This is a genomic window from Rhodoferax sp. GW822-FHT04A08 (genome assembly GCF_058801025.1).
Window position 1 is genome coordinate 483,035 of sequence record NZ_JBXAMW010000002.1, and the last position, 21,525, is coordinate 504,559.

The 21,525-nt window shown below is 61.8% G+C and carries 23 protein-coding genes; 10 read left to right on the top strand and 13 right to left on the bottom strand.

Annotated features, from left to right (window positions below; genetic code table 11):
* Positions 1–4: 4 nt before the first annotated feature.
* The 13 genes from fliR to fliF all read right to left on the bottom strand — a co-directional run bounded on the left by fliR (position 5) and on the right by fliF (position 10,865).
* The gene (gene fliR / locus AC1RMF_RS06800; protein WP_493140652.1) at positions 5–766 is read right to left on the bottom strand and encodes a flagellar biosynthetic protein FliR; all 762 of its coding nucleotides are present in this window, start codon (positions 764–766) and stop codon (positions 5–7) included.
* A gap of 14 nt (positions 767–780) precedes the next feature.
* Complete coding sequence (fliQ, locus tag AC1RMF_RS06805; protein ID WP_342618960.1) at positions 781–1,050, bottom strand: flagellar biosynthesis protein FliQ; 270 nt, start codon at positions 1,048–1,050, stop codon at positions 781–783.
* Between the two features lie 11 nt (positions 1,051–1,061).
* A complete protein-coding gene (gene fliP, locus AC1RMF_RS06810; protein ID WP_493140654.1) occupies positions 1,062–1,820 on the bottom strand; it encodes a flagellar type III secretion system pore protein FliP in 759 nt (252 codons plus the stop codon).
* A gap of 11 nt (positions 1,821–1,831) precedes the next feature.
* Positions 1,832–2,158, bottom strand: coding sequence for a FliO/MopB family protein (locus tag AC1RMF_RS06815; RefSeq protein WP_342618962.1), 327 nt, complete (start codon positions 2,156–2,158; stop codon positions 1,832–1,834).
* A 13-nt stretch (positions 2,159–2,171) separates the two neighbouring features.
* Positions 2,172–2,606 carry a flagellar motor switch protein FliN gene (gene fliN / locus AC1RMF_RS06820; RefSeq protein ID WP_342618963.1) on the bottom strand — a complete coding sequence of 145 codons (435 nt, stop codon included), beginning with the start codon at positions 2,604–2,606 and terminating at the stop codon, positions 2,172–2,174.
* On the bottom strand, positions 2,596–3,600 hold the full coding sequence (fliM, locus tag AC1RMF_RS06825) for a flagellar motor switch protein FliM (protein WP_493140657.1): 1,005 nt from the start codon (positions 3,598–3,600) through the stop codon (positions 2,596–2,598). The genes fliN and fliM overlap by 11 nt, the downstream gene beginning before the upstream one ends.
* Before the next feature lie 21 nt (positions 3,601–3,621).
* On the bottom strand, positions 3,622–4,197 hold the full coding sequence (locus AC1RMF_RS06830; RefSeq protein ID WP_342618965.1) for a flagellar basal body-associated FliL family protein: 576 nt from the start codon (positions 4,195–4,197) through the stop codon (positions 3,622–3,624).
* Between the two features lie 121 nt (positions 4,198–4,318).
* Positions 4,319–5,557, bottom strand: coding sequence for a flagellar hook-length control protein FliK (locus tag AC1RMF_RS06835; protein WP_493140660.1), 1,239 nt, complete (start codon positions 5,555–5,557; stop codon positions 4,319–4,321).
* Positions 5,554–6,021: a flagellar export protein FliJ gene (fliJ, locus tag AC1RMF_RS06840; protein WP_493140663.1), complete on the bottom strand. Its 468-nt coding sequence runs from the start codon at positions 6,019–6,021 to the stop codon at positions 5,554–5,556. Before fliJ ends, AC1RMF_RS06835 begins: the two co-directional genes overlap by 4 nt.
* Before the next feature lie 25 nt (positions 6,022–6,046).
* Complete coding sequence (fliI, locus tag AC1RMF_RS06845) at positions 6,047–7,486, bottom strand: flagellar protein export ATPase FliI (RefSeq protein WP_493140665.1); 1,440 nt, start codon at positions 7,484–7,486, stop codon at positions 6,047–6,049.
* Positions 7,473–8,159, bottom strand: coding sequence for a FliH/SctL family protein (locus AC1RMF_RS06850; protein WP_493140667.1), 687 nt, complete (start codon positions 8,157–8,159; stop codon positions 7,473–7,475). Before AC1RMF_RS06850 ends, fliI begins: the two co-directional genes overlap by 14 nt.
* Positions 8,159–9,163: a flagellar motor switch protein FliG gene (fliG, locus tag AC1RMF_RS06855; protein ID WP_342618969.1), complete on the bottom strand. Its 1,005-nt coding sequence runs from the start codon at positions 9,161–9,163 to the stop codon at positions 8,159–8,161. Before fliG ends, AC1RMF_RS06850 begins: the two co-directional genes overlap by 1 nt.
* 22 nt (positions 9,164–9,185) lie before the next feature.
* A complete protein-coding gene (fliF, locus tag AC1RMF_RS06860; protein ID WP_342618970.1) occupies positions 9,186–10,865 on the bottom strand; it encodes a flagellar basal-body MS-ring/collar protein FliF in 1,680 nt (559 codons plus the stop codon).
* Between the two features lie 172 nt (positions 10,866–11,037).
* Between fliF and fliE the strand changes: the two genes are divergently transcribed.
* Genes fliE through AC1RMF_RS06910 form a run of 10 tightly spaced genes read left to right on the top strand, consistent with a single transcriptional unit; the run spans position 11,038 to position 21,518 of the window.
* Positions 11,038–11,358, top strand: coding sequence for a flagellar hook-basal body complex protein FliE (gene fliE, locus AC1RMF_RS06865; protein ID WP_342618971.1), 321 nt, complete (start codon positions 11,038–11,040; stop codon positions 11,356–11,358).
* A 60-nt stretch (positions 11,359–11,418) separates the two neighbouring features.
* On the top strand, positions 11,419–12,192 hold the full coding sequence (gene rfbF / locus AC1RMF_RS06870) for a glucose-1-phosphate cytidylyltransferase (protein ID WP_493140670.1): 774 nt from the start codon (positions 11,419–11,421) through the stop codon (positions 12,190–12,192).
* Positions 12,189–13,271 (top strand): CDP-glucose 4,6-dehydratase, encoded by a 1,083-nt coding sequence (gene rfbG / locus AC1RMF_RS06875; protein WP_493140672.1) that lies wholly within the window; start codon positions 12,189–12,191, stop codon positions 13,269–13,271. The genes rfbF and rfbG overlap by 4 nt, the downstream gene beginning before the upstream one ends.
* Positions 13,272–13,273: 2 nt before the next feature.
* A complete protein-coding gene (rfbH, locus tag AC1RMF_RS06880) occupies positions 13,274–14,596 on the top strand; it encodes a lipopolysaccharide biosynthesis protein RfbH (RefSeq protein ID WP_493140674.1) in 1,323 nt (440 codons plus the stop codon).
* A 20-nt stretch (positions 14,597–14,616) separates the two neighbouring features.
* Positions 14,617–15,726 (top strand): N-acetylneuraminate synthase family protein, encoded by a 1,110-nt coding sequence (locus AC1RMF_RS06885; RefSeq protein WP_493140676.1) that lies wholly within the window; start codon positions 14,617–14,619, stop codon positions 15,724–15,726.
* On the top strand, positions 15,727–17,535 hold the full coding sequence (locus AC1RMF_RS06890) for a thiamine pyrophosphate-binding protein (RefSeq protein ID WP_493140678.1): 1,809 nt from the start codon (positions 15,727–15,729) through the stop codon (positions 17,533–17,535).
* A gap of 23 nt (positions 17,536–17,558) precedes the next feature.
* Complete coding sequence (locus tag AC1RMF_RS06895; protein WP_493140680.1) at positions 17,559–18,680, top strand: FkbM family methyltransferase; 1,122 nt, start codon at positions 17,559–17,561, stop codon at positions 18,678–18,680.
* Between the two features lie 21 nt (positions 18,681–18,701).
* A complete protein-coding gene (locus tag AC1RMF_RS06900; protein WP_493140682.1) occupies positions 18,702–19,856 on the top strand; it encodes a class I SAM-dependent methyltransferase in 1,155 nt (384 codons plus the stop codon).
* Between the two features lie 13 nt (positions 19,857–19,869).
* Positions 19,870–20,856 carry an NAD-dependent epimerase/dehydratase family protein gene (locus AC1RMF_RS06905; protein ID WP_493140684.1) on the top strand — a complete coding sequence of 329 codons (987 nt, stop codon included), beginning with the start codon at positions 19,870–19,872 and terminating at the stop codon, positions 20,854–20,856.
* Positions 20,853–21,518, top strand: a complete 666-nt coding sequence (locus AC1RMF_RS06910; protein WP_493140686.1) for an HAD family hydrolase — start codon at positions 20,853–20,855, stop codon at positions 21,516–21,518. Before AC1RMF_RS06905 ends, AC1RMF_RS06910 begins: the two co-directional genes overlap by 4 nt.
* Positions 21,519–21,525: the final 7 nt, after the last annotated feature.

Genomic DNA, 21,525 nt, shown 5'->3' on the forward strand with positions numbered 1-21,525 from the left:
CTGGTTAGCCAAAGATCTCGATGACCCGTGTCATCAGATTGATGAAGGGCTGGTCCAGCATGGGGAGGGTAAAGGCAATCCCCACCAGCCCCACCAGCAAGGTGACCGGAAAGCCGATGGCAAAAATGTTCATTTGCGGCGCAACCCGCGAAATGATGCCCATCGCCAAATTGCTGAACATCAAGAGTCCTACCATGGGCATGGCAATCCACAGCGCGCTGGAGAAGATTTCGGAACCCAGCTTGTGCAACTGCATCTGCGACAAAGACTTCAGAAAGTTCTGTCCAACCGGGAATGCCACGAAGCTTCGGTTGATTGCCATCAGCACCATTAGATGTCCGTTCATCACAATGAACAGCAGCGACGTCATCTGGGTAAAAAAGCGTGCCACAGCACTGGACTGGGAGTTCAGACTGGGGTCAAAGAAAGACGCGAAGTTCAGCCCCATCTGAAAACCCACCACCTCTCCAGCCAGTTCCACGGCCGAGAACACCACGCGTACGGCAAAGCCAATGCATAGCCCCACCCCCACCTCCTGCACCACTACACCAAGGGCGCCAGGATCATTGAAGCCGACGATGGCAGCAGGTGGCAAACTGGCCTGAGATGCCAGGGCCACCAGAAAAGCAAGGGCCACCCGACCTCGGGTGGTAAAGGCCTTGGAAGAAAGTACGGGTGCCGAGGTAAACACAGCCAGCACACGGATGAACGGCCAAAAGATCGGCGATATCCAGGCAGCAAGCTGCGCCTCGGAAAGACTGATCACGGCATGGACTCCGCCTAGACCACGGAGCCGGGAATGGCTTCCAGGGTACGGCGTATGTACTCGACCAGCATCGTGAGCATCCAAGGACCGGCAATGGCGAACACAGCCACCACGGCAATCAGCTTGGGCACAAAGGCCAGCGTGGCTTCATGAATCTGGGTAACCGCCTGAAAAAGGCTTACCAGCAGACCCACCACCAACGCCGCCCCCAACACAGGAGAGGACACCATCAGCAACATCAGCAGGGCCTCCTGGCCCATGGTCAACACCATCTGGGAATTCATGTGCGCCCCTTCTAACTCACGAAGCTCGCTGCCAGCGAGCCTACCAACAGGTTCCAACCGTCAGCCAATACAAAAAGCATCAGTTTGAATGGCAGGGCAACCAGCACTGGCGACAACATCATCATGCCCAGCGACATCAGCACGCTGGCCACCACAATGTCGATGACCAGAAACGGAATGAAGATCATGAAGCCGATCTGGAAGGCCGATTTCAGCTCACTGATGACAAATGCGGGAACCAGCACGCGCATGGGAGCGACATCGACCTTGGTATCCGGTGGCAGCTTGGCCAGTTTGACGAACAAGGCAAAGTCGGACTGTCGGGTCTGCTTGGACATGAAACTGCGCAAGGGCGCCTCAGCCCGGGTCAGGGCCACGTCAAACGTAATGGAGCTGGTGGAATAGGGCAAGTAGGCGTCTTCATAGACCTTGTCCAGCGTCGGCCCCATGACGAAAAAGGTGAGGAACAGGGACAGTCCCACAATGACCTGATTGGGAGGCGCCGACTGGGTTCCCAGCGCCTGGCGCAACAGGGACAGCACAATCACGATACGGGTGAAACCCGTCATCATCAGCAGCACGGCGGGAAGGAAAGACAGTGCCGTGAAGAACAGCAACGTCTGGATGGGAACCGAATAATTCGTGCCCCCCTGGCCGCTGCCGATGATCAGGGGCAATTGGCCCGGCGTAGTCTGCGCTTGGGCCAACCCGTGCAGCAGCAATGCCAGCAAAGGCAGCGCGATCTTGGCAAAACGGGCAAGGGATTTCATGCGTGCAAGGGCTAAGGTTGGGGCGTGGCCTTGAGCATAACCTCAGCCGCTTGAGCCTGGCCATCGGCCGCGCCCGCGGAATCGGCAGGCATGGTGTGCAGGCACTGTATGGACTGTTGCGTCACACCCAGCACCAGCCAGACACGGGCATGCGCAGGCCCCACTTCTACGGTCACCACCTTTTGCTGTGGCCCCAAAGCCAGCATCGACACCAGTCTGGCCGATCCCATGGGCCCCAGATTGCTCAGGCCATAGTGCTTCTTGACGCGCTCAATGAGGAACGGCAGGCTCACCAATACACACAGAAACAGGCCGATCAGAATCAGGGACTGCGTCATTCCTCAGCGGCTGTCAGTTCTTGCTGACGCGGCGCAGGCGCTCGGACGGAGTCACCACATCGGTCAGCCGGATGCCGAACTTGTCGTTCACCACCACCACCTCACCTTGCGCAATCAGGTAGCCATTGACCAGCACGTCCATGGGTTCACCAGCCAATGCATCCAGCTCCACAACCGAGCCCTGGCCCAATTGCAGAATGTGTTTGATTGGCACCTTGGTGCGGCCCAGTTCCACCGACAGTTGCACCGGGATGTCCAGCACCATGTTGATGTCCTGGGTGGTACCGTCTGGACCTGTCGAGGAAAACGGACGCGGCGCCTCGTTGCCGGACAGCACCGAACCGGGTTGCGCCTCCGTGCTGTCGGCGGCCTTTTGCTCCATGAGCGCTTCGGCCCAATCGGCCATGCCGTCGTCGGCTGCTTCGTCGGGCTTGTCTTCAGTGGCCATGTCTATCCCCTAACCAGTTGTGGTCATTGTTGCGCAACGCCTTTTCGATGCGAATTGCATATTTGGCGTTGTGTGTTCCGTAGTTGCACTCGAAGATCGGGACACCATCCACGGTCGCCTGGATGCGGGGTTGCCGCTCAAGCTCGATAAAGTCCCCCTTCTTCAAGGAAAGCAGGCGCTCCACCGTGGCGTCCGCCTTGGCCAGGTTGGCTACCAGGGTCACCTCCGCCGCCTGGATTTCCCGCGTGAGCACATTGACCCAGCGTTTGTCCACTTCCATGGAGTCGCCCTGGGTGGACGAATACAGCACATCACGAATGGGCTCCAGCGTGGAATACGGAAAGCAGAAGTGGATGGCGCCCGCAATGTCACCGATTTCCAGCTGGAACGAAGTGGAAATCACGATCTCGCTGGGCGTCGCGATGGTGACGAACTGAGGCTGCATTTCCGAGCGCTGGTAGTCCAGCTCCAGCGGATAGATGCCCTTCCACGCCTTCTTGTACTCTTCCGAGATCACCTCTACCAGGCGGTTGATCACCCGCTGTTCGGTGGCGGAGAAATCGCGACCCTCGATACGCGTCTGGAATTTGCCTATGCCGCCAAACAGGGTGTCGATCACACCGAACACCAGACTGGGTTCGCACACAATCATCCCGCTACCACGCAAAGGCCGGATGGCCACGATATTGAAATTGGTCGGCACCGCCAGCTCGCGCAAAAAGGCGCTGTAGCGCTGCACGCTTACCGGCCCTACGGAAACTTCCGGGCTGCGGCGAATGAAGTTGAAAAGTCCCTGGCGCAAATTGCGGGCAAAGCGCTCATTGACGATCTCCATCGTGGGCATACGCCCACGCACGATGCGCTCCTGGCTGGAGATGTTGTAGGGGCGAACCTCGCCATGTTCGGCCGCTTCTTCGACCGACTTCTGACTTTCGCCCGTTACACCCTCCAGAAGTGCATCAACTTCTTCTTGGGAAAGGAACGATTCGCTCATGGGGCAATTTCCGTGTCGCGTCTATTGAACAATGAAACTGGAAAACAGCACGCCAGTCACCGGCAGGTCAGCGTGGGGGGCCGCAGCCTTCTTCTTCTTTTTGCCATCCTCGGGCGCGGCCTCTTCTTCATCACCGCCACCAAAGGGAATCAGCGCCTGGTGCAGGATTTCCTTGGCCAGCTTGGTCTTTCCTTCCGGCGTCAGCAACTCCACCGCCGTCTTTTGCGATATCAGCAGCAGGACACCACTGCGAATGGTCGGCAAAAAGGCTTTGACCTGGTCGGATGCATGTGCATCCGTGACCACCAGCGTCACGCCGATCTGGGCGACCCGATCACCACCGACATCGGCCAAATTGACCACCATGTTGTCCATGGGCAGATAGGCTGGCGGCACCGGATGCGCGTCATGCGCTGCCGCCTTGGCCGGCTCTTCGCCATCTTCTGCGGCGGCAGCGGCACGCTGCTTGGATATGTACCAGAACGCACCACCTCCGCCCAAAAGCAGGACGAGCACCACCGCGCCAACAATGATCAGCAACTTCTTGCTCTTCTTGGGGGCGGCCGCTTCGGTCGCTTCGGGTGCTGCAGTAGCCACTGTTATTCCTCGCTCACTATGTCCATGTAGAACGGATTATTGGGCCGTCAGTACCTATTAAAGGCTGAAAAAGGCCTGTATTTCCAATACGCAATCCCTATTTTTGCCCAATTGGACATCGCTACACAAAAAGATCCACCGAACGTCCTGTTGCGGCTCCCGCGCGCGCCGCGCCAGAGGCCACCACCGGCTGCAACGGAGCAATGGCCACCTGCCTTGCCGACTGGCGTCCCCGTCGGTCACCCGCTCCGGAGTCGCCACTGCCCGAAGTACCTACGGACACTCCGGTCAACACCATGCCTTCACGTTGCAGCATGTCTTTCAGGTGGGCGCCTGCGCTCTCCAGCACGCCGCGTGTCATTGCCTCGTCGCTGCGGAACGCAATCTGCGCCTCATTGCCCTGGACGCTGATGCTCACTTCCACGGGGGAGTGGCCCAGACCGTCGAGTTTCATCTCGGCGTTCTGCACGTTTTGCGATACCCAGTACGTTACCTGCTCAGCAACCTGCATGTCCGGCGCCATGGCCGTGGGCTGCGCTGCGGTCTGCGAGAAATCCGGACCACTGACGCCAATTGCGGTGCCCGTGTAGGTGGGGTCGGCATTCTTCGCACCGCCTATGGCGCGCTCGGACTGCGACTTTTCGGGCCGGTTGTTCAACGCCACCAGAGCGGGCTCCGCGACTTTGCTGGCAGGTGCGGCTTTGGCCTGTTCCAGCGCGGCCAGGAATTTCGCATCCACAGCCTCCTTGTGGTCACTTGCAGGCGTGGCGGTCGCGGTGGCATTGGCGGCGGTGGAACTGGTGGAATCCGAAAGCGTGGGCAGGCTGTCCTTGCCGCCCTTGGCGTGCGCACCCGCATGCTGCAGGCCCACGGTTGCCGACTCCTGGCTGATCGTCACGTCCCGGGGGACGGATTCCTGAACGTCACCCACACCAAGGCGCACCGGACGCACACCGCCCTTGCCGTCTTGTGGCAAGGAAGCGTCCTGCCCCTTTTGCGAACCACCACCCTTTTGCGAACCACTGGAAGCCAGGCTGGCTGCCAAAGCATTTGCATCAACACCCTTTCCGGCCGCATCGGTGGCGACGCCTTGCATCGCGGCGGCAATCTGGGGGTTCTGCAACAGCAGGGTATTGGGATCCATCGCACCAGCAGATGGGGTGGAGGTATCCGGGGTCGTCGCATCACCCGTATCTGTCGCGGCGGCTGTGCCGTCGATGGAACCCAGTATCGCCATGAATCCATTGGCACCGGCATCCGGTTTGCCGTCAGACGTTCCAGACTTGGATTTGGATTTGGCAGCCTGCGCTTCGCTCGGCTTGGCAGGTGTTGTGGCAGGGGGGCTGAGTTCGATGGTCATGAAGCGTCTTCCAGGGATTGATCGGCACGGCCACGGATGTGGCGCTGAGCGGCAAATTCGTCGGTGGCGAGCTGTTCGCGCCGGTGCAGGAGTTGGCTATGGGCTGCGCGCCGGGCCTTGAGCACTTGCTTGAATCCGGCCAGGCGAAACTCGGCCTGCAGCACGCGCTGGTGGGCGGCCTCCAGCTGGCGCTCCAGATTCTGCAAGACACCCTGCTGCAGATGCACGGCGTTTTGCAATCGGTCCATGAACTGGTAATGGTGTTTGACCATTTCCACCGACAGATTGACGGCGCGGCCGGCAACCCAGCGCGCATCGGTATCTGCCGAATAGTTCTGCAACTGGTCGAGCTGGTTGCGCGCATAGCTGAGTGCACGCTGCGCCTGCGCATACAGACGCGCCTGCTCATCGCGCTGCCGCGAGGCCTGGTCGATGGCAAGTTCCAGCGCTCTGAATTTAGGCATGGTGCATTGCTTTCATGCGGCGGCCTCAGGAAGCATCCAGCGAGACATTGCAGACCTGTGCCATCTGGGGCAGCACTTGCTCCATGGGCGCTGCCTCAAACATGTCCTGCTGCAGGAAGTGCGCCATGCCATCGTGCAGGGAAATGGCCTCGTCCAACGCCGGGTCCGAACCCTGCGCATAGGCCCCAATCTGGATCAGATCGCGGCTCTTCTCGTACTTGGAATAGAGCGAGCGGAAACGTCGCGCCACCTCGAAATGGTCCCGGCTCACCACGTTGTGCATCACACGCGAGGCCGACTGCTCCACGTCAATGGCCGGGTAGTGTCCGGATTCTGCCAGAGCGCGGGACAGCACGATATGGCCGTCCAGAATGGCACGCGCCGCATCGGCAATCGGGTCCTGCTGGTCATCGCCCTCGGTCAGCACGGTGTAGAAAGCGGTGATGGAGCCCACGCCATGCAGGCCGTTGCCGCTGCGCTCCACCAGCTGGGGCAGCTTGGCAAAGCAGGAAGGCGGGTAGCCCTTGGTGGCTGGTGGCTCACCGATGGCGAGTGCAATTTCGCGCTGGGCCATGGCATAGCGGGTCAGCGAATCCATTAACAGCAGCACGTGCTTGCCCTGGTCCCGAAAACTCTCGGCAATGGCAGTGGCATAGGCCGCACCCTGCATGCGCAGCAGCGGGGGCGCGTCGGCGGGCGCCGCAACCACCACCGAGCGCGCGCGGCCTTCGGCGCCCAGAATGTCTTCGATGAATTCCTTGACTTCCCGGCCCCGCTCGCCGATCAGCCCCACCACGATGACATCGGCCTGGGTATAGCGCGCCATCATCCCAAGCAGCACACTCTTGCCCACGCCGGAACCGGCGAACAGGCCGATGCGCTGGCCGCGTCCCACGGTCAGCAAGGCATTGATGGCGCGTATACCGGTGTCCAGAACCTGGCGCACCGGGTCACGGTCCATGGCGTTGATGGGTGCGCGGTCCAATGGCTTGGCGGCCACGTCCGCAATGGGGCCCATGCGATCCAGCGGCATACCTTGCGAATCCACTACCCGACCCAGCAGCCCCTCGCCCAAAGGCAGGCGCAACATGCCGGTTTCAGATGTGAAATCGGCAGCGGACGGCTTATGCAGTTGCGGCACCGGAACATAGTGCGCCGCGGGCGCGACGCTGGCGCCGCTCGAGAGGCCCTGCACGTCCCCCGCAGGCATGAGAAAGGCCCGGTCGTTGGAAAAGCCCACAACTTCGGCCAGGATGGTTTCACGCGTACGCGCTGTGACGATGCACTGGGAGCCGACCGGAGCACGCAGCCCGCTGGCCTCCAGCACCAGCCCGGCCAGCTTGGTCAGGGTGCCGCGCACTTCCAGCGGCGAGCTGCGTGCCAGGCGTGCCTGCGAGCGGGCAAAGAAATCCTCCCACTGGACAGGGCTGCCAGGCAGAGCAGCGGGCGCCTCAGGGGGCATCATCTTCTTGCTCCCAGCTTGAATCCAATCCCAGGCTGGCAACCGCCTTGTTCCACCGGCGCTGCACCGTGCCATCGATCACGGTACCTGCGGCCTCCACCAGACAGCCGCCTGCGAGGACGTTGACGTCGGGCACCAGCGTGAGCTGCAGGTTGGGAAATTCACTCTGCAGATCTTCTGCAAACACGTCGAGATCCACCGGATTCATGCGCACAGCCGCCATCTTGGTATCCACTGTCAGCATGCCCAGCGCTTCGCGCACCACGGGCTGCAAGGCATTGGGGTTGACCGTCAATTCGCGCCGCAGCACCTGGCGCGCGAGCTCGCAGGCCAGTTCCAGCACACCCTTGGCCAGGGTCTGCTGGGACTGCTCAATCTGCTCCTGCGCGGACCGGAAGAGGCTGGCGAAATGTTGGGCCGCCTGCTGACCTTCATTGGCAATGTATTCGTTGATCAGCCGCTGGCCTTCCAGCGTGGCCTGTGCATGGCCCTGGGCATAGCCTTCGGCATAACCGGACTGGCGCGCCAGCTCATCGCGCGCACGGTCCTGCGCTTCGGCCTGCGCCTTGACCTTGGCGGCGAACCGCAGCGAGGCCTGATCGACGGGATCGAAGTTCCAGTTGCTGGCTTCTGCGACCTTTTCTGCGGGGATGAAGGTTGAGTGGGCGCGTGACATCAGACCATGGCGTCGTCGCCACCTCCACCGCCGATGACAATCTGCCCTTCGTCCGCCAAGCGGCGCACGGTCTTGAGAATTTCCTTCTGTTGCGCTTCCACTTCGGATAGGCGCATGGGCCCGCGCGACTCCAGGTCTTCCTTGAGCGTGGCCGCAGCACGGGTCGACATATTGGCCAGGATCTTGTCCTTGAGCTCGGGCTGTGCACCCTTGAGCGCCACGATGAGCACATCGGTAGACACTTCCTTGAGCACCATCTGGATGGCCTTGTCGTCGAGCTTGATGACGTCGTCGAACACAAACATCTTGTCCATGATCTTCTGCGCCAGATCGGCATCGTGGCTGCGGATGGACTCGATGACGGTGCCTTCAATGGCAGTGCCCATCAGGTTGATCATCTCCGCGGCGGTCTTGATACCGCCCATGGAGGCCTTGCGGATCTTGTCGCCACCGGCCAGCACGTTGAACAGAACTTCATTGAGGTCCTTCAGGGCCGTGGGCTGAATGCCCTCCATGGTGGCCACACGCAGCATGACTTCGTTGCGCTGGCGTTCGTTCAGGCACTTGAGCACATCGGCGGCCTGATCAAATTCCAGGTGGACCAGAATGGCGGCCACGATTTGCGGATGTTCGTTGCGCAGCAGCTCGGCCACGGACAGCGGATCCATCCACTTCAGACTCTCGATTCCGGAGACGTCACCACCCTGCAGAATGCGGTCGATCAGCAATGCCGCCTTGTCGTCACCCAGGGCCAACTTCAGCACCGAACGCACATAGTCACCCGAATTGGAGACCAGCAGGCTTTGCGATGCCGCCACTCCGTGGAACTTGTCGATGACCGCGTCCACCTTGTCACGGGTGATCTGGGAGGTCTTGGCAATCGCCTCGCCCAGCTTTTGCACCTCTTTGGGAGACAGGTGCTTGAAAACTTCAGACGCCTCGGCCTCGCCGAGGGACATCATCAGAATCGCCGCATTTTGCAGACCGTCGTCGTCATTTGCCATGGTTTTTGGTTACTCCCGTGTGTTAGGCGGGAGCTTCCCCGTTGATCCACGATTTCACAATATTAGCGACTGCCGCAGGATTGTCACGGGTCAGCTTGCGTGCCTCTTCCATGCGCAGCTCGGACGGTGTCATGACGCCATCGGCGTGCGCGCTCGGGGCGACCAGTTGGGGGCGCTCGGGTTGTTCGGACTCCAGCGCGTCAAGCTGGTTCTCGTGGCCCTGCGCATGGGCCGCACGCGGACGGCTCTCGGTCAAGGCCTTCATGGCGGGCTTGACAAAGCCCAGCAGCACCAGCGTGGCAAGTGCCAAGGTACCCAGCGGCCAGGCCAGACTCTGCGCCAGGCTGGTCACCTCGGGCTGACGCCAGATCGGTATGTCCAACTGCTCGGGCTTTTCGACGACAAACGGTGCATTCATCAGATTGACCGAGTCACCGCGATCCTGCTTGAAGCCCACGGCCTCGCGCACCAGGGCGGTCATTTTCTCGATCTGGGCATCCGTCAACGGGGTGCTGGTGACCTTGCCCTTGTCATCGGTCTTGACGATGTTGTTGATTACCACGGCGGCGTTGATGCGCTTGAGCACGCCGGTCGCCCCCTTCACCACCTGCACTGTCTTGTCCACCTCGTAGTTAACGATGGATTCCTTCTTGCTGCTGCCGCCAGCTGCGCTCTGGCCCGCTGCGGTGAGCGGCTGGGTCTGCCCGTTGATAGGTGCGGCAGACGCTGCAGGAGGCTGGTTCGAGGTCGCACCCGGCACACCGGTCGGACCGGAACTGCTGCCGCCGTTGATGCTTTCCACCGTCTGCTGGCTGCGCACGGCACTGTTTTCCGGCGTCAGATTGGGTTTGTGGGACTCGGTGGTGGACTCGGTTTGCGAAAAATCCAGCTCGGCGGTTACCTGCGCCTTGACGTTTTGCGGCCCTACCAGTGGCTCCAGGATGTCCAGGATGCGGCGGCTGTAGAGTTGCTCAAGCTGTTGCACGTACTGCAGCTGCTCGGCATCCACGTTCATGCCGTTGGCCGATTCCGGGGGTTTGGACAGCAACTTGCCGGTGTCGTCCAGCACGCTCACAGCGCTGGCATCCATCTCGGGAACACTGGCCGCCACCAGATGCACGATGCCGGCGAGCTGGGTCTTGTCCAGTGAATGGCCGGGGTGCAGGCTGAGCAGCACGGAGGCAGAAGGTTTCTGCTGGTCCCGGAAAAAACCATTCTGGTTGGGCAGGGCCAGGTGCACGCGCGCATTGGCTACCGAGGCAATCGACTGGATGGAGCGGGTCAGCTCGCCTTCCAGCCCGCGCTGAAAGGTCAGCCGCTCCTGGAACTGGGTCATGCCGAAACGGTTGGATTCCATCATCTCAAAGCCGGCGACTGCGCCTTTGGGCAAACCCAGCGAGGCCAGCTTCAGGCGGGCATCGTGCACCCGATCTGCGGGCACCAGGATGGCGCCGCCGCCGTCGGAGTACTTGTAGGGAATGTTCATGGTGCCCAACTGGGCAATGACGGCGCCGCCATCCTTATCAGGCAAATTGGAATACAGCACACGCCATTCGGCCTGGCGCCCCATGACCAGACCCACTGCTGCAATCGCCACAAACAGCACCACACCCAGTACCAGACGCAGACGCTGCCCTTGGTCCAGACCGTTGAAACGCTGGACGATGCTGGGGTTGACAGGTATGGCGGCGGTGGCGGGCATGTTGGATTCCATAGAAGCAAGGCGCTCTTTGCCTTTCGATTGGGACTGATTATTCGAGCCGATCCGCAAAACATTAGGGGGAAAAGCACCGGATTTACCGTCCAATTGAAAATAATGCCCCTTGGCCGTGCGACCTAGTATTACCCCCAATCAAGTTTCACCGGAAGCCGCCATGGACCACCTCAAACTCTCGCCACTCACGATGCCGACCACGGTACGCCCCGGCGCAGGCGTGCGGCCCAACGCTACCGCCGATACCCAGGGCACGGGTGGCGGGTTTTCCGGGGCTCTCAAGAGCGCCCTGAATTCGGTCAGCTCCGCCCAGAACGAAGCAACCCGCTTGCAGCAGGAAGTGCAGATGGAAAACCCCAAGGTCAGCCTGGAAGAGACCATGGTGGCCATCCAGAAGGCCCAGATCGGCTTTACCGCCACCCTGCACGTCAGAAACCGCATGGTGCAGGCTTACACTGACATCATGAACATGCAGGTTTAACCGCATTGCCTTCGTGGCATGCAATGGACCAAGACACAGACAAAATCAAGCTGCACCTATATGAAAGCTGTCATTCTTGCTGGCGGGCTGGGCACCCGGATTTCAGAGGAGACCCACCTCAAGCCCAAACCCATGATCGAGGTTGGCGGCATGCCGATCCTGTGGCACATCCTGAAGATCTACTCCCACCACGGCATCAATGACTTCGTCATCTGCTGCGGCTACAAGGGCTACCTGATCAAGGAGTACTTTGCGAACTACTTCCTGCACATGTCGGATATCACTTTTGACATGCAGAACAACAGCATGACGGTGCACCAGCGCAAGGCCGAACCCTGGAAGGTGACCTTGATAGACACCGGCGCCGAGACCATGACGGGTGGCCGCCTCAAGCGGGTAGCGCAACACCTGGACGGTGAAGAAGCCTTCTGCCTGACCTATGGCGATGGCGTGTCCGACATCAACATTGCGCAAAGCATCGCTTTCCACAAGGAACACGGCCTCAAAGCCACCATATCGGCTACCTTCCCGCCGGGCCGCTTTGGCGCCCTCGACCTGCAGGGTCACAAGGTTGCATCCTTCAAGGAAAAACCCAAGGGAGATGGCGGACGCATCAACGGCGGCTTCTTCGTGCTGTCGCCCCAGGTGCTCTCCTATATTGACAGCGACGACACCATCTGGGAGCGCGGTCCGCTGGAGCGCCTGGCAGAAGAAGGCCAACTGGCCGCCTTTGAACACGATGGCTTCTGGCAACCCATGGACACCTTGCGCGACAAGACTTATCTGGACGAGTTGTGGGCTTCGGGCTCGGCGCCCTGGAAGGTCTGGGCGTGAATCCCGCATTCTGGTCGGGCAAGCGCGTCTTCCTGACGGGCCATACCGGCTTCAAGGGAAGCTGGCTGTCGCTCTGGCTGCAGAGCCTGGGTGCAGAAGTCTCCGGCTTTGCCCTGGCACCACCCACTACGCCCAATCTGTTCACCGAGGCCCGCCTGGAGCAAGGCATGCAGTCGGTCCTGGGCGATATCAGGGACCTTGGAGCAGTCCAGTCGGCGCTGCAAACCGCCCGGCCCGAGATCGTCATCCACATGGCCGCGCAACCCCTGGTACGGCTGTCCTACGAAGACCCGGTCACCACCTATGCCACCAATGTCATGGGCACGGTGCATCTGCTGGAAGCCATTCGACAAACGCCTGGTGTAAAGGCCGTGGTCAACGTCACCACCGACAAGTGCTACGAAAACCGTGAATGGGTCTGGGGCTACCGTGAGAACGAGCCCATGGGTGGCTTTGACCCCTACAGCAACAGCAAGGGCTGCGCCGAGCTGGTCAGCTCGGCCTACCGCAACTCCTTCTTTCACCCCGACGCCTACGCACGCCACGGCGTGGCCCTGGCCACAGCCCGGGCCGGCAACGTGATTGGTGGCGGCGACTGGGCGCGCGACCGCCTGATTCCGGACATGGTGCAAGCCTTCGAGCAGGGCAAACCGGTGCAGATCCGCAACCCGGGCGCCATCCGCCCCTGGCAACATGTGCTGGAGCCTTTGCGCGGCTACATGACGCTGGCAGAGCGCCTGTTCGAGCAGGGCCCGGCATTTGCCGAAGGCTGGAATTTCGGCCCCATGCCGCACGATGAGCAACCCGTCGGATGGATCGTGCAGAACCTGGCCCAACTCTGGGGTGACGGCGCCACTTGGACCATCGACAAAGGCCCGCACCCCCACGAGGCCAACCACCTGCGCCTGGACATCTCCAAAGCCCAAAGCCTGTTGGGCTGGCAGCCCGCGCTGGGCCTTTCCCAGGCCCTGGAAAAAGTGGTCAGCTGGTACAAAGACCGCGCTACCGGCCAGGACGTGCGCGAACTCACTCTGAAACAGATCCAGTCCTATCAAAATACCCTGCCCCACACCCGCTGACTATGGAAAACAACAAGACCCTGGCAATCCGTGCACAGATTGCCCACCTAGTAGATGCGTACGCTGCCATTGCCCTGGCACCGCAGCCTTTCCTACCGGGCGCGTCGGCCGTTCCGCCATCCGGCAAGCAACTGGATGCGCGCGAACTGCAACTGATGGTGGAAGCCTCGCTGGACGGCTGGTTGACTACCGGGCGCTTCAATGCCGAGTTCGAGAAAAAACTGGCCGCCTTCATTGGCGTGAAGCACCTGATCACCGTCAACTCGGGCTCCTCCGCCAACCTGGTGGCCTTCAGCACCCTGACCTCGCCCAAGCTGGGCAAGCGTGCCATCCAGCAGGGTGACGAAGTCATCGGCGTGGCCGCGGGCTTTCCGACCACGGTGAACCCCATCCTGCAGTTCGGTGCCGTGCCCGTGTTTGTGGACGTGGACCCGCTCACCCACAACATCGACGCGTCCAAGGTCGAAGCCGCCATCGGCCCCAAGACCAAGGCCATCATGCTGGCCCACTCGCTGGGCAACCCCTTCAACCTGGATGTCATCACCGCGCTGTGCAAGAAGCACGGACTGTGGCTGGTGGAAGACTGCTGCGACGCGCTGGGCTCCAGCTACCGCGGCCAGATGGTGGGCACCTTTGGCGACATTGCGACCCTGAGCTTCTATCCGGCGCACCACATCACCATGGGTGAAGGTGGCGCTGTCTTCACCAACAGCGACGAGCTCAAGACCATTGCCGAGAGCTTCCGCGACTGGGGCCGGGACTGCTACTGCAACCCAGGCAAGGACAACACCTGCGGCAAGCGCTTCTGCCAGAAGCTGGGCGACCTGCCCGAGGGTTACGACCACAAGTACACCTACAGCCACCTGGGCTACAACCTCAAGATCACCGACATGCAGGCCGCCTGCGGTCTGGCCCAGTTGGAGAAGGCACCGCGCTTCATCGAACAGCGCCGCAAGAACTTCGCCTTTCTCAAGGAGCGGCTCAAGGACTGTGAGGAGTTCCTCAATCTACCCCAGGCCACCGAGCACTCGGACCCGTCCTGGTTTGGCTTTCCCATGACGCTAAAGCCCAATGCCCCGGTGTCCCGGCTGGAGCTGCTGACCTACCTGGATGAGAACAAGGTGGGAACACGCCTGCTTTTCGCAGGAAACCTGACCCGCCAACCCTATATGGTTGGGGCCAAGTACCGCATCAGCGGCGATTTGAAGAACACCGACAACGTGATGAACAACACTTTCTGGATCGGGGTACAGCCCTCGCTCACACCGGAAATGCTGGAATTCGCGGCACGCAAGATAGAGAGCTATCTTGGCGTCAACTTTTAATTGAATTCAGGAGAACATTCATGGGATACGTAACGCAAAGAGACCGCGATCTGTTCGAGAACTTCTTCGTTCTGGAGCTTGCCAACAACCACTGGGGCAAGCTGGACCGCGGCCTCAAGATCATCCGGGACCACGCTGCCATCGTGCGCTACAACAACGTCAAGGCCGCCATCAAGCTGCAGTTCCGCGACGTGGACGAATTCATCCACCCTGAATTCAAGGGCAACACCGAGAACCGCTACATCAAGAAGACGGAAGACACCAAGCTCAGCCGCGCGGACTTTGCCCGCATGGTGGAGGAGATCCGCTACCTCAGCTGCATCCCCATGGCCACGCCGTTTGACGAGGCGTCGGTGGACCTGTGCGTCGAGTTCGACATGCCCATCATCAAGATCGCCAGCTCGGACATGAACGACTGGGTGCTGATCGAGAAGATTGCCTCCACCCGCCGCCCCACCATCGTGTCCACCGGCGGCGCATCGGAAAAGGACCTGGACGACCTGGTGCGCTTCTACGAAAAACGCGACATCCCCCTGGCCATCAATCACTGCGTGTCCCTGTATCCGTCCGAAGACGGCGAGCTCGAACTGGACCAGATTGATTACCTGAAGAACCGCTACCCCAACCACGTGATCGGCCTGTCCACCCACGAGTACCACGACTGGCACTCGTCCATGCTGATTTCCTACGGCAAGGGCGCGCGCAGCTGGGAGCGCCATATCGATATTGATTACGAAGGCGTGCCGGTCTCCACCTACTGCTCCAAGCCGGAGCAATGTGACACCTGGTTCAAGGCTTTCCACAAGGCCGCCGAAATGTGCGGGGGCCGCAGCCAGTCCAAGCGCATCATCTCCAAGAAGGAAATCGAATACCTGGACGCCCTGGTGCGCGGCGCCTATGCCAAGAAAGATCTGGAATCTGGCTACGTTTTCACCAAGGAAAGCTTCGAACGCGACTTTTACCTCGCCATTCCGCTGCGCAAGGGTCAGCTGTCCTGCCGCGAAGTCATGAACGGTGAACTGCTGTCCAACGGCATCAAGGCCGACGAACCGCTCACCATAAACCACGTCAGTGGCCCCTACAGCCAGAACGAAGGCCTCAAGAGCCTGATTCTGAATCGCGGCCTGTAAATGAAGACGGTTGCAGAACAGATTGCCGACTGGTTGGTGCGGCAAGGCGTAGAGCAGGTCTTCACCGTCACCGGTGGCGGCTCCATGTTCCTGAATCAGGCGCTGGGCGGCCACCCGGGCCTGCGCTGCACCTTCATGCACCACGAGCAGGCCTGTGCCATGGCGGCAGAAGGCTACGCGCGCATTGCCGGTAAACCGGCGGTGGTGATGCTCACCACCGGCCCCGGATCCATCAACGCCTTCAACGGTGTGTATGGCGCCTTCACCGACTCCATCCCCATGATCGTGATTTCCGGACAGGTCAAGCGCGAAACCTGCCTGTCCTTCCACGATCTGCCCGGATTGCGCCAGCTGGGCGACCAGGAAGGCCCGACCGTGGCCATGGCCGCGCCCATCTGCAAGAGCGCTACGCTGATCCGCGAAGCCACCGATGTGCAGACCGTACTGCCCGCGGCCTACTCCTTGGCCATCACCGGGCGGCCCGGCCCCGTCTGGATAGATGTTCCGCTGGATGTGCAGTCGTCCAAGGAGGCCCTGACCATTCCCGATCCGGCGCCCGTGGCTGCGCCCCTGGATGACGGACTGGAAGCGGCCTGCCTGACCATTGTCGAGCGGCTCAAGCAGTCCGACCGTCCGCTGCTTCTGGGCGGCACCGGCGTGCGTCTGGCAGGTGCCACCGAACTGCTGCGCCAGCTGGTGGAGCAGACCGGCATTCCCCTGGCCACGGCCTGGACCCATGATCTGATTGCCTCCGACCATCCGCTGTTTGCAGGGCGCCCCGGCACCATCGGCACCCGTTCCGGCAACTTCTGCCTGCAAAACGCGGACCTGGTGCTGGTCATCGGCTCGCGCCTGAACATCCGCCAGACCAGCTACAACTGGGATTCCTTTGGCAAGAACGCCTGGATCGTGCAGGTCGATGTGGACCCAGCCGAACTGGCCAAGCCCGGTGTGCAGGCCGATCTGCGCATTCAGGCCGATGCCAAGGCATTCATCAGCAAGCTTCTCTTAGTGCTGGCGCGCCAGACCTTGCCCAGCTATGCCCAGTGGGGTGCCTGGTGCCGCGACATAGGCGAGCGCTACCACGCCCGGCGCGAGCACGCGCAAAAGCCCGGCGCCACACTGAACCCCTATGTGATCGTGGACCGCATCTTCCGCCAGATGCGCGATGACGACGTGGCAGCCTGCGGCAATGCCTCTGCCTGCATCCTGCCGTTCCAGATGGCCCACCTCACGTCCAACCAGCGACTGTTCAGCAACTCCGGCTCCGCTTCCATGGGCTTTGACCTGCCTTCGGCCATTGGCGCCTCCTTTGCCGGCACGCCCGACAACCGCCGACGCGTGATCTGCTTTGCCGGCGACGGCAGCCTGCAGATGAACATCCAGGAATTGCAAACCCTCAAGACCACCGGCCGCAACGTCGTGATCGTGGTACTCAACAACGCGGGCTACCTGTCCATCTGGCAGACCCATGAGAACTTCTTCGGCCGCGTGATCGGTGCCACCCCCGCATCGGGCGTGGAGTTCCCCGACTTTGAAGCCGTAGCCACCGCCTATGGCATCAAGGCCGCCACCATCCGCACCGAAGCCGACCTGGCCCGCATGGACAGTCTGCTGCAGGAAGACGGCCCGTTGCTGCTCAACGTGATAGTGGACCCGCGCCAGGAGTTTGTGCCGCGCATCAAGTCGCGGGTAGATGAGAACGGCAAGTTCGTCACCCCCGAGCTGGACGACATGCACCCGTTCCTGGAACGTGCCGAGCTCCAGTCGGTGGCCGAGTCGGCCCGTGCCATCCGGGCTGTCGCCTGACATCACGCTGGAGTAGCCCGAACATGACCCCATCAGTGCTGGAAGAACTGCACGCCCTGCCCCAGCGATACGCCAGCCGGCAGTCCAGGGACTTGCCCGCCGGCAAGCCCGTCTGGATCTTCGGCACCGGTCAGTTTGGGCGCGATCTGTGTGGCGCACTGCAAAAGACCGGCCACCCGGTGGCTGGCTTTGTGGAGACCAAACCATCTGCCGCGCAAGTGCTAGGCCTGCCCGTGCTCGGATGGCAGCAATGGGCGCCTGCGCATACCGCTGAACCCTTGTGCGTAGGCATCTTCAACCGTGGCATGCCACTGGACCAGCTTGAAGCCCTGGCCCGGCAATCGGGTGCACAGGACGTCTATCTCCCCTGGGATCTGTACCACTCCCTCAAGCAGCAACTGGGCTGGCGCTTCTGGCTGAGCGAGCCCGAACGCATCCTGGACCAGACCGATGCCATCGCTGCTGCACTGGACTGCATGGACGACGAGGTCAGCCAGCGTTGCATGCTTGATATCGCCGCATTCCGCCTGGGCCTCAAGACTGCATACGGCAGCTTCCAGCACGACGAAAACCAGTACTTCAATCCGCTGACCCTGAATGACCAACAGGGCAAGGCGCTGCGATTTGTCGATGGTGGTGCCTACAACGGCGACACCTATCTGGAGCTGTGCAGTGTGGCCGACGTACAGACGGCTTACCTGTTCGAGCCCGACACAGCCAACTTCGCCCAGCTCACCAAGCATGTTGCCCAGACCGGACGCTCGGCGCAATGTCTGCCCCTGGGGCTGTCGGACTCCTACCGCATCCTGAGCTTCAATGCGGGAAGCGGCGAAGGTGCCGCCATCTCCGAGAACGGAACCGCCCACATTGCAGTGGCCGCGCTGGACGATGTCCTGGCGGGCTGTACCGTGGATTTCATCAAGCTGGATGTGGAAGGCGCTGAACTCCAAGCCCTGCAAGGGGCTCGCAAGCTGATCCAACGTTCACGCCCGGTGCTGGCCTTATCGCTCTACCACTGCCCGCAGGACCTGTGGGAGTTGCCGCTGGCGCTCTCCAGCCTGTGCGAGGACTACCGCTTCCACGTGCGCCAGCATTACTTCAACAGCTTTGACAGCGTGTTGTATGCCGTGCCCAGGCACCGCTAGCCCAAACACCAGAGCCTGCCCATGAGCCTGACGACCCGCCCCTGCCCCATCTGCTCCAGCACGGAAGCACAACCCTGCCTGGACAACCCCATGGCTGCGGTGGGCGGTTTTGACATGAGCTACAAGGTGGTGCGTTGCAGCCACTGCGGCTTCCATTACGCCCAGGAGTTGCCCGACGCCGACACCTTCAGCGCCTACTACCAGTCGGTGTCCAAATACGACGCGCCGGATTCAGTAGCGCCGGTGGACAGAGCCCGCATCGATGCCACGGTGCGCTTCCTGGATGGGCGCATAGATAAGTCCGAGCGCATTGCCGACCTGGGCTGCGGCTACGGTGCGCTGCTTGGTGGCCTGCAGGCAGCGGGCTGGCAACACCTAGAGGGACTGGACCCGGCACCCAACGCAGCGCAGTGCGCACTGAAGATGTTTGGCGTGCGCAATATCCATCGCGGCCTGATGTCCGAGGCCCACACCGTGCTGGACCTGCAGTCGGTGGACCTGGTGTGCATCATGTGTGTGCTGGAACACCTGCCCCAATTGCGCCAGGACATGGCCAAGCTGGTGTCACGCCTGCGTCCGGGCTGCAAGATCCTGCTGGAAGTGCCTGCCATCGAGTGTTTCCTCCATCCCGACTGCGAGCCCTTTGGCGAGTTCTCGCTCGAACACATCCAGTTTTTTGACATGGCCTCTTTGGCAAACCTCATGCAATCCCTGGGTGCCAGGCAACTGGCGCTGGAATTGCTGGACTTGCCCATGGTCGCATCCGGCTCCATGCTGGGGCTGTTCGAATGGAGCGGCAGCATTCCCCAAGAGCCCACCTTCCAACGTTCCGAAACAGGCGCCCTGCAGGCCTACATCGAGGAGTCACAGCGCCAGTTGGACCGTGCCTTGCAGCGGGTTCCCGCCGGGCCGGTGATCGTCTACGGAGCGGGCTCGCACACGGCGCGTCTGCTGGCCCATCTGGAAAAGATACCGGGTTGCGAGGTGCGCGGCATTGTCGACAGCAACCCCAACCTGGAAGGCAAGCGCATGGGCCGCTGGACCGTGCGCGCACCGTCTAGCATCCACGAAACCCCGGACACTGCGGTGCTGGTGTCCTCGTTCCGCTCGCAGCAAGCCATAGCCGCGCATCTGCGCAAGACCGCACCCAACCCCCTGGTGTTGCTCTACCACTGAGCGCGCATCCGCCATGACCCACAGCCACATCCTGCTGACCGGCGGCACCGGTTTTTTCGGCAAGGCCCTGCTGCGCCACTGGATCGACAGGGAACGCAAGGGTCAGGCGCCTACCCGGGTGACGCTACTCTCACGCGACCCGGACCGGTTTGCGACCCAGCATCCGGCACTGGTGGAGCACCACTGGCTGCAGCTCGTCCGCGGCGATGTGTGCGATGCCGCCAGCCTGCCACAAGGCCAGGCCTTCACCCATGTGCTGCATGCGGCCACCGACTCCACCACCGGACCGCAACTGACGCCCCAGCAGCGCTTTGACCAGATTGTGGATGGCACGCGCCACATGCTGAACCTGGCCGTGGCCTGCGGCGCCAGCCGCTTCCTGCTGACCAGCTCGGGTGGTGTGTACGGTGCTCAGCCGCCGGACATGGAGCAGATTCCCGAACATTGCCACACCCTGCCCGACCCGCTCAACCCGGCCCAGGCCTACAGCATCGGCAAGCGCATGGCCGAGCACCTGTGCGCGCTGACCATGCAGGCCCACGGCCTTCCCATCGTGGTGGCGCGCTGCTTTGCCTTCGTGGGCCCGGACCTGCCGCTGGACGTGCACTTCGCCATTGGCAACTTCATCCGCGATGCCCTGCAGGCCGACAGCATCACCGTACAGGGCGATGGCAGTCCGCTGCGCTCCTACATGGACCAGCGCGACCTGGCGCAGTGGCTGCTGGCGCTCTTGACCCGAGGCCGCGCAGGCCAGGCCTACAACGTAGGATCCGACCACGCCGTCAGCATCCATGAGCTGGCGCATACCGTGCGCGATCTGCTGGCTCCCCACAAGCAGGTCCACGTGCTGGGCGCGCCCAATCCGGCGGCCGCACGCAACCGTTACATCCCCAGCATTGCCAAGGCCCGGCAGGAGCTGGGACTGGACATCACCATCGGACTGGAAGACGCCATTCGCTTCACGGCACAGGCCCACGTGCGCCGCACCGGCACTTCATGAAGGCAGCATTCGATGCCGTCGTGTTCGACCTGGACGGCACCCTCATCGACAGCGCACCCGGCATCTTGCAGGGGTTTGAACTGGCCTTTTCCCGTTGCGCGGTCACGCCGCGCCAGCCCTGGACGCCGGCACTGATAGGGCCGCCCCTGCTGCAGACCATTGCCATGCAATGTGCGTCGCAAGACCCTGTGCTGCTGGAAAGCCTGCGCCAGGCGTTCATGACCTGCTACGACACCGAGGGCTACCGCTTGAGCACCGCCTACGACGGCATCCATGCCGTGCTGCAGGCCTTGCGCGGTGATGGCCTGCGGCTGTTCATCGCCACCAACAAGCGCATCGTGCCCACCCTGCGCATCCTGGAGCACCTGGGGTGGAGCGGATTCTTCGAAGGCGTGTTTGGGGTGGACTCCCTCGCGGCCGGCCAGACGCCCAAGGCCCAGGTGATTGCCCACATCACGCGGGAATTCGGACTGCAGGCCACGCGCAGCCTGTACGTGGGCGACCGCTTCGAGGACTATGACGCCGCTTCCACTGCCGGCCTGCCCTTTGCCCTGGCCACCTGGGGTTTCAGCGACGCCAACGCGCTGGTGCCCCCCGCCTGTGCGCGGCTGCCTGACACCGATGCGCTCTATCAGCTGGTAAACCGCAGCAGCCTGGGCTAGCAGCACT

Coding starts and splice junctions, on each gene's coding strand:
- rfbF (WP_493140670.1), top strand. CDS start 11,419: ATGAAAGCTGTCATTCTTGCTGGCGGGCTGGGCACCCGGATTTCAGAG.
- fliI (WP_493140665.1), bottom strand. CDS start 7,486: ATGATGCCCCCTGAGGCGCCCGCTGCTCTGCCTGGCAGCCCTGTCCAG.
- fliF (WP_342618970.1), bottom strand. CDS start 10,865: ATGCCCGCCACCGCCGCCATACCTGTCAACCCCAGCATCGTCCAGCGT.
- AC1RMF_RS06910 (WP_493140686.1), top strand. CDS start 20,853: ATGAAGGCAGCATTCGATGCCGTCGTGTTCGACCTGGACGGCACCCTC.
- fliN (WP_342618963.1), bottom strand. CDS start 2,606: ATGGCCACTGAAGACAAGCCCGACGAAGCAGCCGACGACGGCATGGCC.
- fliG (WP_342618969.1), bottom strand. CDS start 9,163: ATGGCAAATGACGACGACGGTCTGCAAAATGCGGCGATTCTGATGATG.
- fliM (WP_493140657.1), bottom strand. CDS start 3,600: ATGAGCGAATCGTTCCTTTCCCAAGAAGAAGTTGATGCACTTCTGGAG.
- fliJ (WP_493140663.1), bottom strand. CDS start 6,021: ATGCCTAAATTCAGAGCGCTGGAACTTGCCATCGACCAGGCCTCGCGG.
- AC1RMF_RS06850 (WP_493140667.1), bottom strand. CDS start 8,159: ATGTCACGCGCCCACTCAACCTTCATCCCCGCAGAAAAGGTCGCAGAA.
- fliE (WP_342618971.1), top strand. CDS start 11,038: ATGGACCACCTCAAACTCTCGCCACTCACGATGCCGACCACGGTACGC.
- AC1RMF_RS06835 (WP_493140660.1), bottom strand. CDS start 5,557: ATGACCATCGAACTCAGCCCCCCTGCCACAACACCTGCCAAGCCGAGC.
- fliP (WP_493140654.1), bottom strand. CDS start 1,820: ATGAAATCCCTTGCCCGTTTTGCCAAGATCGCGCTGCCTTTGCTGGCA.
- AC1RMF_RS06885 (WP_493140676.1), top strand. CDS start 14,617: ATGGGATACGTAACGCAAAGAGACCGCGATCTGTTCGAGAACTTCTTC.
- AC1RMF_RS06905 (WP_493140684.1), top strand. CDS start 19,870: ATGACCCACAGCCACATCCTGCTGACCGGCGGCACCGGTTTTTTCGGC.
- fliQ (WP_342618960.1), bottom strand. CDS start 1,050: ATGAATTCCCAGATGGTGTTGACCATGGGCCAGGAGGCCCTGCTGATG.
- AC1RMF_RS06895 (WP_493140680.1), top strand. CDS start 17,559: ATGACCCCATCAGTGCTGGAAGAACTGCACGCCCTGCCCCAGCGATAC.
- AC1RMF_RS06815 (WP_342618962.1), bottom strand. CDS start 2,158: ATGACGCAGTCCCTGATTCTGATCGGCCTGTTTCTGTGTGTATTGGTG.
- AC1RMF_RS06890 (WP_493140678.1), top strand. CDS start 15,727: ATGAAGACGGTTGCAGAACAGATTGCCGACTGGTTGGTGCGGCAAGGC.
- rfbH (WP_493140674.1), top strand. CDS start 13,274: ATGGAAAACAACAAGACCCTGGCAATCCGTGCACAGATTGCCCACCTA.
- AC1RMF_RS06900 (WP_493140682.1), top strand. CDS start 18,702: ATGAGCCTGACGACCCGCCCCTGCCCCATCTGCTCCAGCACGGAAGCA.